This is a genomic window from Vibrio sp. 1457 (assembly GCF_033340195.1).
Classification (GTDB): Bacteria; Pseudomonadota; Gammaproteobacteria; order Enterobacterales; family Vibrionaceae; genus Vibrio; species Vibrio alginolyticus.
In genome coordinates, this window is the sequence record NZ_JAWOWA010000013.1 from 23,801 (window position 1) to 36,530 (window position 12,730).

Genomic DNA, 12,730 nt, shown 5'->3' on the forward strand with positions numbered 1-12,730 from the left:
TTAGTTCTTCTTAGATGGATGATGTTGTAATTATGGTGATTTATGTCACAAAATTACCGGGGCGCTTGGAGTGCGCACGACATTTTAGATGCTTTTAGACGGGTAGGATAATTAAAATTTTCTAAAAAAACACCGTTTTTAGCAATATTGACCTTGAATTTACATTTGTCAGCCACATGTTAAATGACATCTCGGTAAGGTGATTTCAAGGGGAAAGTCACAAACTTGTCCCTATGAAAAAGCCAATTAGTTTAGATGTTATGGAGCACACATGAGCGAAACCGTATCTCAAAATAAAGAAACTCGTGGTTTTCAATCAGAAGTAAAACAACTACTGCATTTAATGATCCATTCTCTTTATTCAAATAAAGAGATCTTTTTGCGCGAGCTGATCTCTAACGCATCAGATGCATCAGACAAACTGCGCTTTCAGGCGTTATCTAACCCAGATCTATACGAAGGTAATGCAGATCTTTGCGTGAAACTGTCGTTTGATGAAAGCGCAAATACCTTAACCATTTCTGATAACGGTATCGGTATGAGCCGTGATGATGTGATTGAGCACTTAGGAACAATCGCAAAATCTGGAACAGCCGAGTTTTTCTCAAAGCTATCTGAAGAGCAGAGCAAAGACTCTCAGCTTATTGGTCAGTTTGGTGTTGGTTTCTACTCGGCATTTATCGTTGCTGACGCCGTTACCGTGCGCACTCGCGCTGCGGGTCTAGCCGCTGATGAAGCGGTACAATGGCACTCAGCGGGTGAAGGTGAGTACACCATCGAAAACATTACCAAAGAGTCACGTGGTACCGACATCATTCTTCATATGCGTGAAGAGGGTAAAGAGTTTTTGAATGAGTGGCGTCTACGTGACGTTATCAGTAAGTACTCTGATCACATCGGCATTCCTGTTTCAATCCAAACTGTCGTTCGTGATGACGAAGGCAAGGAAACAGATGAGAAAAAGTGGGAGCAAATCAACAAAGCCCAAGCACTGTGGACGCGTAACAAATCTGATATTTCAGAAGAAGAGTATCAAGAGTTCTACAAGCACGTATCACATGACTTTGCCGATCCCTTGGTCTGGAGTCATAACCGTGTAGAAGGTAAAAACGACTACACGAGCTTACTATACATCCCATCGAAAGCACCTTGGGATATGATGAACCGCGACCACAAATCAGGCTTGAAACTGTACGTACAGCGCGTATTCATTATGGACGATGCAGAGCAATTTATGCCGTCATACTTACGCTTCGTACGTGGTTTAATAGACTCAAACGATTTACCGCTAAACGTATCGCGTGAGATCTTACAAGACAATAAAGTGACTCAGTCTCTACGTAATGCTTGTACTAAGCGCGTGCTAACGATGCTCGAGCGTATGGCCAAGAATGACGAAGAGAAATACCAATCATTCTGGAAAGAGTTTGGTCTTGTGATGAAAGAGGGCCCTGCGGAGGACTTTGCAAACAAAGAGAAAGTTGCAGGTTTATTGCGCTTTGCTTCAACTGAAGTGGACTCTTCTGAGCAAACTGTGGGCTTGGCGTCTTACGTTGAGCGCATGAAAGAAGGTCAAGATAAGATCTACTACTTGACGGCAGACAGCTATGCAGCTGCGAAAAACAGCCCTCACTTAGAACAGTTCAAAGCGAAAGGCATTGAAGTTATCTTGATGTACGACCGCATTGATGAGTGGCTGATGAACTACTTAACTGAGTTTGATGGTAAACAGTTCCAGTCAATCACTAAAGCTGGGCTTGATCTAAGTCAGTTTGAAGATGAAGCAGAAAAAGAGAAGCAAAAAGAAACCGAAGAAGAGTTCAAGTCGGTTGTAGAGCGCACGAAGTCTTACCTAGGCGATCGTGTGAAAGAAGTTCGTACGACCTTCAAACTCGTATCTACGCCTGCTGTTGTGGTAACGGACGATTACGAAATGGGCACTCAAATGGCGAAGCTTCTTGCGGCAGCTGGTCAAGCTGTGCCGGAAGTGAAATACATCTTTGAGCTAAACCCTGAGCACAAATTGGTTAAGCGTATGGCTGACGAAGCCGATGAAGAAGCGTTTGGTCGCTGGGTTGAAGTTCTGCTTGGTCAGGCAATGCTAGCGGAGCGAGGCTCTATTGAGGATCCAACAGAGTTCTTAGGAGCCGTTAATCAACTTTTGACTAAGGTGTAATAACCTCTGCAAATCAAAAAGCTCGCATTTCGCGAGCTTTTTGTTTGTTGTCGCAAAATTTTGCATCTCAAGTGCTGAGTTAATAATCAATAGGGCGTGAAAGAGGGTACTGTTAACATTCTTTAGTCTTAATACACTCTTTGCTCAGAGAACCTGTGATAGAATCTGCGACTTGAATGTGAGTAATAAGGCGTGTATTTTTGCTCGCCTATATACGTTATACCGAAACTTATCGTTGCAGGTGCTTCTCAGGTTTGATGTCTAAGAGGTCAGCTATTGTGAGCTTCGGTATAAATCTTAAATATTAAAGAGGATAAATCATGCGCATCATTCTTCTAGGTGCTCCAGGTGCAGGTAAAGGCACACAAGCAAACTTCATCATGGAAAAATACGGTATTCCACAAATCTCTACTGGTGATATGCTTCGTGCTGCTATCAAAGCAGGTACAGAGCTTGGTAAACAAGCTAAAGCTGTTATTGACGCTGGTCAGCTAGTTTCTGATGAAATCATCCTTGGTCTTATCAAAGAGCGTATCGCTCAAGAAGACTGTGCAAACGGTTTCCTACTAGATGGTTTCCCACGTACTATCCCTCAAGCTGACGGCCTAAAAGAAATGGGCGTAGACGTAGACTACGTTATCGAATTTGACGTTGCAGACGATGTGATTGTTGAGCGTATGGCTGGTCGTCGTGCTCACCTTCCTTCTGGTCGTACTTACCACGTGGTTTACAACCCGCCTAAAGTGGAAGGTAAAGATGATGTAACTGGTGAAGATCTTGTTGTTCGTGATGACGACAAAGAAGAAACAGTACGTGCTCGTCTAGGTGTTTACCACGAGCAAACTGCACCGCTAATCAACTACTACGGCAAAGAAGCTGAAGCAGGCAAGACTAAGTACCTTAAGTTTGATGGTACTAAGCAAGTAGCTGAAGTTAGTGCGGATATCGAGAAAGCACTATCTTAATTTGCTGAAGTCAAAAATTTAATATTTTGATATATTGAAAGCGGCCCAAGTGGTCGCTTTTTTAGTTTACTCGTAAACATATATCTAATTAACCTCAGCTCGGCTATTCGTTACTTCGAGGTTACTTAAATATATGAACCAAGCCGTTTACCATGAATAGGATGTTATGAAAGAGAATAATAAACAGGGTGTACTCCTAGTTAACCTGGGAACTCCTGACGCACCAACCGCTCCTGCCGTAAAGCGCTTTTTAAGTCAGTTTCTTCATGATCACCGAGTGGTAGACATGACTCGATGGCTTTGGTGTCCACTATTGCACGGCGTTATCCTTCCTATCCGAGCTCCTAAAGTTGCCAAACTCTATCAATCAGTATGGATGGAAGAGGGCTCGCCGTTGATGGTGTACTCTAAACGCCAAACGGAAAAGTTGGCACAAAAGCTTGATATACCTGTAGAGCTTGGTATGACGTATGGTAACCCAGGTTTACAATCAGGCTTTGAAGCCCTATTGGCGCAAGGCGTTGATGAAGTCATTGTTTTACCTTTGTATCCGCAATACTCGGGCACAACAACGGCAGCGGTTTCTGACGGAATCACTAAAGCATTTAAAAACCTGCCTGTGATGCCAAGCTTTAGCTTTATTCGTGATTATTACAATCACCCGAAATATATTGAAGCGTTAGCGCATTCAGTTCGTGAACATTGGCAAAAGAATGGTCAGGGAGATTACCTGCTGTGTTCTTATCATGGTATTCCAAAACGCTATGCTGACAATGGTGATGTTTACCCACAGCATTGTGAAGAGACGACTCGCTTGCTTGGGGAAGCGTTAGGTTTAAGCGAACAACAAATTGGCATGACGTATCAGTCCCGATTTGGGAGAGAAGAGTGGCTTCAACCTTATACCGATAAGACCCTAGAGGCACTTCCTGCAAAGGGTGTGAAAAATATTAATGTTGTGACCCCCGCATTTTCGTCAGATTGTTTAGAGACGTTGGAAGAGATCTCGGAAGAGTGTAAAGAGATTTTCCTTGAAGCTGGTGGCGAAAACTTTACCTACATCCCTTGTTTGAACGATAGTGAACTTCATATCGAGATGATGGTTGAGTTAGTTCAATCTAAACTTTAGATACAAAAAAGGGTCGCAATAGCGACCCTTTCTACGTTTAGTTGAGCGATCAAGCAACTTGTACTTGCTGCTCTTCTACTTGCTCTGCCGTGCTGTGCGTATTTTCAGCGCCATGCATCCAGCGAACGAGTGTATTAGAGAATAGGAGCAAAATTACGCCACTTACGGTTGCGCTGACCGCAATACCACTAAAGATAGCCATAGCGCCTAACTCGCCTACGTGAGAGCCCACATAGCCCGCAACATAGTTAGCAATCGCATTACAGCCAAACCATGCACCCATCATAAGTGAAGCTAAGCGAAGCGGTGCTAATTTAGTCACCAATGAAAGACCAATTGGTGATAAACACAGCTCGCCTAATGTGTGGAAGAAGAAAGCGCCGACCAACCATAACATCGATGTTTTTACTGTTGTATCTCCACCTTGTTCTAGCACTGCGCCAACCATACAAAGGAAACCAATCGCCAAGAAAAATAGTGCCATCGCAAATTTCACTGGCGAAGTAGGTTCACGTTTACCCAATTTTACCCAAAGGACAGCCAGAACTGGCGCTAGAGTAATAATGAAAAATGGGTTTAGTGATTGGAACCACGCAGCAGGAACTTCGAAACCACCAATCATGCGATCAGTATATTGTTGAGTGTAGATGTTCATCAGACCACCAGCTTGTTCAAAGCCTGCCCAGAAGACAATAGTGAATAAGCTCATGACCAGAATTACTTTTAGTCGATTCACTTCTTCTTTGGTGAGTGGCTGCTTCGTGGTGGCGTTTTTGTTGTTTAGATCTCGTTTCGCCGCTGGTTCGCGACCAATATCACCAAGCCATGATTGAGCCAGTACCATTTGCATCACTAGGCTAACCAGCATACCCACACCAGCGGCAACAAAGCCAGCTTTCCAACCGTAAGAGGTTGTCACAGAGCCAGAAACGACGCCGGCAAGTAATGCACCTAAGTTGATACCCATATAAAAGATAGTGAATGCGCCGTCACGACGGTTGTCACCTTCTTGATAAAGGTCGCCAACCATGGTTGAGATATTTGGCTTAAAGAGACCGTTACCAGTGATAAGTAGGCCAAGACCTAAATAGAAACTGTGTAGCGAACCAATACCTAAAGCATCAGCAGGAAGTGCAAGAGTAAACTGGCCGATGGCCATTAACGCGCCACCAAGCAAAATTGAGCGACGTTGACCTAAATAGTTATCTGCTAGGTAACCACCGATAAGAGGCGTGATATACACAAGCCCTGTGTATATGCCGTATAGGTCTAATGCGTCTTTGGTTGACCAGCCAAGGCCGCCATTCATTGTTGTATCAGTAAGGTAAAGCACGAGAATGGCACGCATTGCGTAGTAAGAAAAGCGTTCCCACAGTTCTGTACCGAACAATAAGAACAGGCCACGTGGATGACCAAAATATTGATGTTGGTTTGACATAAGCTCTTCTAATAATAGTTATTACATTTTTTAACGACTTCTACGTATACAATGCAATTCAACGAGTGACAAATAATAAAATTTTGCCATTCAACTATTTTTGTTTGTTAAGTGGCTGTTTTTGATTGGATTTGCAGATTATATGATGGTGTATTGGTTGTGTTACAAACTTAATTTCCATTTTTGCCTATGGACTTCTTTATCGTAAGTTGCTGAAAAATGTCGTTAATGCGAGCGATGTATAATCATACTTTTATAGATAAACTGAATATCAATGACTCAACTTTGGCTTAATGCTAGGATAAAAACAAAATAGAATTGGCTAGTAAAAAGATGAAACGTTGGTATCTACTTTATTGTAAACGTGGGGAGCAGGTTAGGGCGAAACAACACCTTGAAAATCAAGGTGTAGAGTGCTTTTATCCAACTGTAGAAGTTGAGAAGATTTTGCGCGGTAAAAGACAAAAAGTCGAGGAACCGCTGTTTCCTTGTTACGTATTCGCTTACTTTGATTATGAGCAAGGGCCAAACTTCACCTCAGTCCGCTCTACTCGAGGTGTTGTTGACTTTGTGCGTTTTGGTGCTCAACCGAAAGAAGTTCAAGGTGACTTGGTCTTCGAATTGATGCAGCTAGAAAAGTGTTGTAATGACAATACCGTTTCTGAATGTATGCCAAAACCAGGCGATCAAATTAGAGTTAAAAGCGGTCAATTTGCGGGCATAGATGCCATCTTCCAAGAACAAGATGGTGAGAAACGCTCAATTATGCTAGTTCAGATGATCACCAAGCGTGTGCCTGTCAGCATAGACAATAGTGATTTAGATTTAAAATAGCCTAATTCCATCAAACATAAAAAGAGGTGCAAAAGCACCTCTTTTTGATCGTATCTAATTTTCTGTCTGTTTTAAAAGGATTGGACGAACCGACCCTTATCTTTATCGTAGAGAATTAGTATGAGTCGTTGTGAACGGTCTGTACTGCACGACCTGATGGGTCAACACAGTTTTGGAACGATTCATCCCATTCAATCGCCTTCGCTGAAGAACACGCTACTGAAGGGCCTCCTGGTACACACTCTGCTGCTGATGGAAGTGGGAATAACTCTTCAAAGATTTCACGGTACGCGTAGCCTTCTTTTGTCGTTGGCGTGTTGTATGGGAATCGATATTGAGCTGTTTCCATCTGCTGGTCTGTCACTTTCTGTTCTGCTACTTCTTTCAGCGTATCGATCCAACTGTAGCCAACGCCATCAGAGAACTGCTCTTTTTGACGCCATGCGATCGATTCTGGCAGGTAGTGCTCGAAGCACTCACGAAGGATGTGTTTCTCCATTTTACCGTTGCCACACATCTTGTCTGCTGGGTTCAAGCGCATTGCTACATCAATGAACTCTTTATCTAGGAAAGGTACGCGTCCTTCAACTCCCCATGCTGCCAGCGACTTGTTAGCACGAGCACAGTCGAACATGTTCAGAGCAAGCAGTTTACGCACTGTCTCCTCGTGGAACTCTTTCGCGTTTGGCGCTTTGTGGAAGTAAAGGTAGCCACCAAAGATTTCGTCAGCGCCCTCACCAGACAATACCATCTTGATACCCATCGCTTTGATCTTACGACCCATTAAGAACATAGGTGTTGATGCGCGGATAGTCGTCACGTCATACGTTTCAATGTGGTAAATCACGTCACGAATCGCGTCCAAACCTTCTTGAATCGTGTACGTCATTTCGTGGTGAACGGTACCAATTTGGTCGGCAACTTCGCGAGCTGCTTTCAGGTCAGGCGCGCCTTCTAGGCCAACAGCAAAAGAGTGCAGTTGAGGCCACCAAGCTTCAGACTTTTCATCATCTTCAATACGCATCGCTGCAAAGCGTTTTGCTACCGCAGATGTAATAGAAGAATCTAGACCGCCTGAAAGAAGTACACCGTAAGGCACGTCAGTCATTAGTTGGCGTTTAACAGCCGCTTCTAGCGCTTCAGTCAATTCTTCTTTGCTAGTGCTGTTACCTTGTACTGCTGCGTACTCGTTCCAGTCACGAACATAGTAACGTGTTGGCTCAGTATCTTTAGAGCTGTAGTAGCTACCAGGAGGGAATTCACTTACTGTTTTACATACTGGAACAAGAGCCTTCATCTCTGATGCCACATAGTAGTTACCATGCTCATCGTGACCTTGATAAAGAGGGATAATACCAATATGGTCACGGCCGACTAAATACTCATCTTTTTCTTCGTCGTAGAGCACAAAAGCGAAAATACCGTTTAGTTCTTCAAGGAGATCTGCACCCATATCTTGGTAAAGTGCAAGAATGACTTCACAGTCTGAATCGGTTTGAAATTCGTACTTTCCTTCGTAACGAGCACGAATTTCTTTATGGTTGTAGATTTCACCATTGACGGCAAGGATGAGCTTCTTATCAGGGCTGTATAGCGGCTGTGCACCACTATTTAGACCAACAATCGCCAAGCGCTCGTGCGCTAAAATAGCACGCTCTGAAGAGTAAATCCCAGACCAGTCTGGGCCACGGTGACGAAGTTTTTTCGACATCTCTAATGCGATAGGGCGCAATGCGGCTGCATCGCTTTTAATGTCTAAAATGCCAAATACTGAACACATACTACATCCTTACTAAACTAAACAATTTCTAATCGGTATGGTTTAAATTTGCCATTACTAATAAAAAAAGCAACGTTTTGTGATTAAAAAAATGATAAAAGGCCTTGTTGTGTGGAAAATATTTAACTCAACCGTTGTTTTGGTGAATGAGATCAAGGTTTGGTATAAAAACTATACAAAAAAGGCTTTCTATCAATAGAAAGCCTTCCGAAAAATATCAGTGCTGTTGCTTATTTAATTGGTGTGAATTTAGGTTGAAGTTGTTTACAGACGTGTCGAGCAAAACCGCTACCAGCTTCACTATATATATTGAATGCTGCGTCAACGCCATTTTCAAGTAAGCCTTCCAATTGATCTGGGTATTCGGCGATAGCGGCAATTTGCCCCTTATATTTTCTGCGTTTAAGCTGCTCAAGTGCTGTTTGGTTACCTTGATGATGTGGCATTGCAAGCAGAACCAGTTTTACATGACCTGTATCTAAAATTCGCTCCCAGAAATCCGGGTCGGTGGCATCACCAGAAATCACATTTCTTCCTTCTGAACGATGATGATGTGCAGCGTCTTCACGAATTTCTATACCCAATGAAATTTTGCCATAGCGTGAGCGTAGCTCATCATAAGCGCCCGTCCCAATACGCCCCATACCTAAGATCAATACTTGGGCATGACCTGGGTTGATGAGTTGGTCGCGTTGATTGAGCTTTTCTACCGCTGTCTCTTGCAGCCACTTACCTGAATGTTGATAAATTTTATGGCTAAGGCGGTTAAGTGGCGCGGAAATTACAAAGGATACCGACACCGCAACCGCAATCGCAGCAAGCATATCACTTGGCATCCAGCCCATTTTATAGGCCAACCCTGCAACAATAAGACCAAACTCACTGTAGTTAAATAGTGATAAAGAGGCGAGCAAAGAGGTACGTACTCGAAACTTAAAATGATTAATAGTGACGAAGTACAAGAGTCCTTTGATTGGTAGCAGTAAGATAAATAGCAGGGCGAGAACGACGCCATTCACGCTCAATGAGGCGGATAAACCAATGTTTAAAAAGAAGCAGACTAAAAAGAGCTCCTTCATATTGAATAATGACTTGGATAGTTCTGAGGCTTTTGGGTGACCTGCGAGTAGCATGCCTAAAATTAGCGCGCCCAAGTCTGGTTTCATCCCGACCAACTCGAATAGCCCAGCACCGACAACAAGCGCGAAGAAAATACCGAATAGCACCAGCATTTCGCCGTGGCCAACTTTATCGAGCAGCTTATAGAATAGGGGACGAAGGAAAGGCAGTGCGAACAAACCGATGGCATACCATTCTGGGACTTTTCCGGTTGAAGCAGTCAGGAATACTACGGCAAAAATATCTTGCATAACCAAGATACCGATCGCGAGTGTGCCGTAGGTCGCGTTCATTTCGCCTTTTTCTTGCAATGCTTTTACGGCAAAAACGGTACTAGAGAACGATAGTGCAAAAGCTAAAAGCAGGATTTGGCTGCCGTCCATACTGGCTAGCGAAGTCAAGCCCAGTAGTTTTAAGCCGGATAACGCTAGGGCAAAAAAAGCGGTAGAGAGTATGTTGTGGGCGGTTGCCCCTCCCCATATTTCTTTGGACAGCAGGGTTTTTACATCGAGTTTGAGTCCAATAGTAAACAGAAGAAGAGTAACACCAAGATCTGCGAGAGTGACGATAACGTCATTGCTTTGGTAACCAAATGCATGCAAGCCAAATCCAGCTAGTAGAAAACCAACGAGGGGAGGGAGGCTGCATTTAAGCGCAATAAAACCAGCTAAAAAAGCGGCTGTAATTAGAATAATTTCCATACTGTTAAGCTGTATTCCTGATATACAATCTCGGGCTGTGAAAACACAGCCCGAGATTGTAACTCAATTGGTTGTATAAACTTAGTCTTCCAGTAACTTTTGTAACAAAACTCCGTTCAGCATAGCGCGTTTAATCATCGCAAATGCGCCCATCGTTGGCTGCTTATCAATGTGAGAAGCCACGATAGGGAGGTCGTTATGGAAAGTTTTAAGAGATTGATTCTCTACGTTGCGTTGAATTGCAGGGAAAAGAATATCTTGTGCTGCAGTAATATCGCCAGCAATTACAATTTTCTGTGGATTAAATAAGTTAACCGTAATCGCAATCGCTTTACCTAGCTGGTTGCCCACTCGCACTAAACTCTGTTTCGCAAGTTCATCACCATTCATTGCGTGCTGACATACCGCTTCAATTGTGATGTTTTCAAGGTCGGTTAAGCTTGATTCGTATCCTTGAGTAATCAGTTGCTTCACTCGTTGAATAATCGCTGGGTTTGCAGCTACGGTTTCTAAACAGCCAAAGTTTCCACATTGGCATTGCTCACCAAGCGGGTCAATTTGGATATGACCAATTTCACCGACGTTGCGGTTAAAACCAAGAAAAACCTGGCCGTTAACGATAATACCTGCGCCAGTACCGCGGTGGACGCTAACCAAAATAGAATCCTGGCAGTCTTGGCTTGCTCCAAAGTAGTGCTCAGCCAACGCCATGCCACGTACGTCGTTGCCAACAAAGCATGCTGTATTAAACTTCTCTCCAACAATTTCACCGAGAGCAAGATTATCGATATCGGTATTAGGCATGTATTCGACCACGCCAGTTGTTGGGTTAACAAGGCCCGGTAAAGTGATGCCGATAGCGATGAGTTGATCAATTTTGTCTTCGCAACGGCTTACGAAATCTTTTAATAAATCGATGAGTCCTGCGATTAAGTCTGCTTGGTTAGTGTAGTGCAGTTCATGCTGATCTTCTGCCAGCGCGGTACCACCTAAATCGTATAAACTGAACTGTACGTAATCTCGACCTAAGCGAACGGCAATCGAATGAAAAGGTTTGACTTCAGTAGTCAAAGAGATCGCACGACGACCACCAGTTGAAGCTTGTTGGGCGACCTCCTTAATAAGGCCGCGCTCTAAAAGTTGGCGGGTTATTTTGGTAACACTAGCAGGCGCGAGCTGACTCACGTCCGCGACTTGAATACGGGAGATAGGACCTTGCTGATCAATCAGCCTATATACCGCAGCGCTGTTAAGCTGTTTTACTAAATCTACATTACCAATCTGTCCGCCATTCATGCTTAATTTTGCTCGTATTGTCCGTTAACAACCGTCGCTTTTACTTTAAAGTCACGATCGAAAATAGTCAGGTTTGCAACCATCCCTTTTCGAACTCGGCCAAGGCGATCCTCAACACCAATTGCTGTTGCTGGGTATAACGTGGCCATTCGTAGAGCTTCGTCTAAAGCGATCCCCGCGTGCTCAACTGAATTCTGAACTGCTTCAATCATTGTCAAAGCTGAGCCGCCTAGCGTGCCATTTTCATCAACACACTTACCATCTCGGTAATATACTTTCTTACCGACAAAAATAAAGTGATCAATGTTAGCACCTGCTGGAGCTGTGGCATCCGTCACCAAAACAAGCTTTTCACCTTTGATTTTATGAGCAATTCGGATGTTTGCGTAGTCGACGTGAAAACCATCAGCAATAATGCCAGCATATACGTCAGGAGTATCGTAAATTGCACCAACAACTCCTGGTTCACGACCAACCATTGGTGTCATTGCATTAAAGAGGTGTGTAGCAAAAGTAATGCCTGCTTCAAAGCTTTTACGTGCTTCGGCGTAGGTTGCATTTGTGTGGCCAATTGAAACTACGATGCCAGCAGCCTTTAATCGCGCAATATGCTCTGGGTCGTTATGCTCAGGTGCTAGTGTTACTTTCGCTACGATATCGGCGTTTGCGCAGATAAGGTCGATCATGCTTTCGTCTGAAGGGCGAATAAAATCTACGTTATGGATGCCTTTTTTCGCGACGTTAAGGTAAGGACCTTCGAGGTGTAAACCAAGCGATTGATTTTGATACTTGTTGTGGTACTCACGAGCTGCAGCAATTGCAGTTCGCATATCTTCATCAGATGATGTAATGAGTGTTGGCAGGAAGCTAGTACAGCCAGATTTGAGGTTTGCCTGGTGCATGATTTGCATTGTTTCAGGGGTAATTGCATCGTTTAGCATTACACCGCCACAACCGTTCAACTGCAGATCGATAAAGCCTGGGCTTAGATTAGCGCCTGCAAGGTCTTTTACTTCGATGCTTTGAGGTAGCTCAGAAACCGGCACAATAGATTGAATAAGATCGTTTTCGATGATGACCGCATGATCGGTAAGAACATCACTACCGGTATAAATTTTACAGTTACTTAGCGCGTACATAGTCAGCTAGTCCTTATAGATGAGAATTCAATTTCTATATCGTTATCTAAGTAGAGACTGCTTCAGTCATATGGGTACTTAGTTTGTATCACTGAATTAGATAACGAGTCACATACAGCAAGTCGCGTTTTATCGATGTTATTGTCATAGTAA

Annotated in this window: 9 protein-coding genes; 4 read left to right on the plus strand and 5 right to left on the minus strand. The window is 43.6% G+C overall.

The genetic code is table 11. The features are described 5' to 3' along the window. The first annotated feature begins 271 nt into the window (after positions 1-271). The 3 genes from htpG (at position 272) to hemH (ending at position 4,270) form a co-directional block, all read left to right on the plus strand. The gene (gene htpG / locus R7Z41_RS14770; RefSeq protein ID WP_213961846.1) at positions 272-2,176 is read left to right on the plus strand and encodes a molecular chaperone HtpG; all 1,905 of its coding nucleotides are present in this window, start codon (positions 272-274) and stop codon (positions 2,174-2,176) included. A gap of 320 nt (positions 2,177-2,496) precedes the next feature. After that, complete coding sequence (gene adk / locus R7Z41_RS14775; protein ID WP_005382094.1) at positions 2,497-3,141, plus strand: adenylate kinase; 645 nt, start codon at positions 2,497-2,499, stop codon at positions 3,139-3,141. Positions 3,142-3,307: 166 nt separating this feature from the next. Beyond that, positions 3,308-4,270, plus strand: coding sequence for a ferrochelatase (gene hemH / locus R7Z41_RS14780; protein WP_054575221.1), 963 nt, complete (start codon positions 3,308-3,310; stop codon positions 4,268-4,270). Positions 4,271-4,319: 49 nt separating this feature from the next. Here the strand turns inward: hemH and R7Z41_RS14785 are convergent, their stop codons facing one another. Beyond that, the gene (locus tag R7Z41_RS14785) at positions 4,320-5,708 is read right to left on the minus strand and encodes a peptide MFS transporter (RefSeq protein ID WP_005382097.1); all 1,389 of its coding nucleotides are present in this window, start codon (positions 5,706-5,708) and stop codon (positions 4,320-4,322) included. A gap of 333 nt (positions 5,709-6,041) precedes the next feature. On the opposite strand from R7Z41_RS14785, the gene rfaH reads away from it, so the two are divergent. Next, complete coding sequence (rfaH, locus tag R7Z41_RS14790; RefSeq protein WP_005382098.1) at positions 6,042-6,542, plus strand: transcription/translation regulatory transformer protein RfaH; 501 nt, start codon at positions 6,042-6,044, stop codon at positions 6,540-6,542. Positions 6,543-6,657: 115 nt separating this feature from the next. On the opposite strand, the gene asnB is transcribed toward rfaH, so the two are convergent. From asnB to nagA, 4 genes are all read right to left on the minus strand, one after another. Continuing rightward, positions 6,658-8,322: an asparagine synthase B gene (asnB, locus tag R7Z41_RS14795; protein ID WP_171343130.1), complete on the minus strand. Its 1,665-nt coding sequence runs from the start codon at positions 8,320-8,322 to the stop codon at positions 6,658-6,660. Positions 8,323-8,552: 230 nt separating this feature from the next. Beyond that, entirely contained in the window at positions 8,553-10,142 is a 1,590-nt protein-coding gene (locus tag R7Z41_RS14800) for a cation:proton antiporter family protein (protein ID WP_005384981.1), read from the minus strand. Positions 10,143-10,223: 81 nt separating this feature from the next. After that, positions 10,224-11,438: a DNA-binding transcriptional regulator NagC gene (gene nagC, locus R7Z41_RS14805; RefSeq protein WP_053307520.1), complete on the minus strand. Its 1,215-nt coding sequence runs from the start codon at positions 11,436-11,438 to the stop codon at positions 10,224-10,226. A 2-nt stretch (positions 11,439-11,440) separates the two neighbouring features. After that, positions 11,441-12,577, minus strand: a complete 1,137-nt coding sequence (nagA, locus tag R7Z41_RS14810; RefSeq protein ID WP_005384983.1) for an N-acetylglucosamine-6-phosphate deacetylase — start codon at positions 12,575-12,577, stop codon at positions 11,441-11,443. Positions 12,578-12,730: the final 153 nt, after the last annotated feature.

Excerpts from the sequence above, each read along its gene's own strand:
- htpG (WP_213961846.1), top strand. The coding sequence starts at position 272 with ATGAGCGAAACCGTATCTCAAAATAAAGAAACTCGTGGTTTTCAATCA.
- adk (WP_005382094.1), top strand. The coding sequence starts at position 2,497 with ATGCGCATCATTCTTCTAGGTGCTCCAGGTGCAGGTAAAGGCACACAA.
- hemH (WP_054575221.1), top strand. The coding sequence starts at position 3,308 with ATGAAAGAGAATAATAAACAGGGTGTACTCCTAGTTAACCTGGGAACT.
- R7Z41_RS14785 (WP_005382097.1), bottom strand. The coding sequence starts at position 5,708 with ATGTCAAACCAACATCAATATTTTGGTCATCCACGTGGCCTGTTCTTA.
- rfaH (WP_005382098.1), top strand. The coding sequence starts at position 6,042 with ATGAAACGTTGGTATCTACTTTATTGTAAACGTGGGGAGCAGGTTAGG.
- asnB (WP_171343130.1), bottom strand. The coding sequence starts at position 8,322 with ATGTGTTCAGTATTTGGCATTTTAGACATTAAAAGCGATGCAGCCGCA.
- R7Z41_RS14800 (WP_005384981.1), bottom strand. The coding sequence starts at position 10,142 with ATGGAAATTATTCTAATTACAGCCGCTTTTTTAGCTGGTTTTATTGCG.
- nagC (WP_053307520.1), bottom strand. The coding sequence starts at position 11,438 with ATGAATGGCGGACAGATTGGTAATGTAGATTTAGTAAAACAGCTTAAC.
- nagA (WP_005384983.1), bottom strand. The coding sequence starts at position 12,577 with ATGTACGCGCTAAGTAACTGTAAAATTTATACCGGTAGTGATGTTCTT.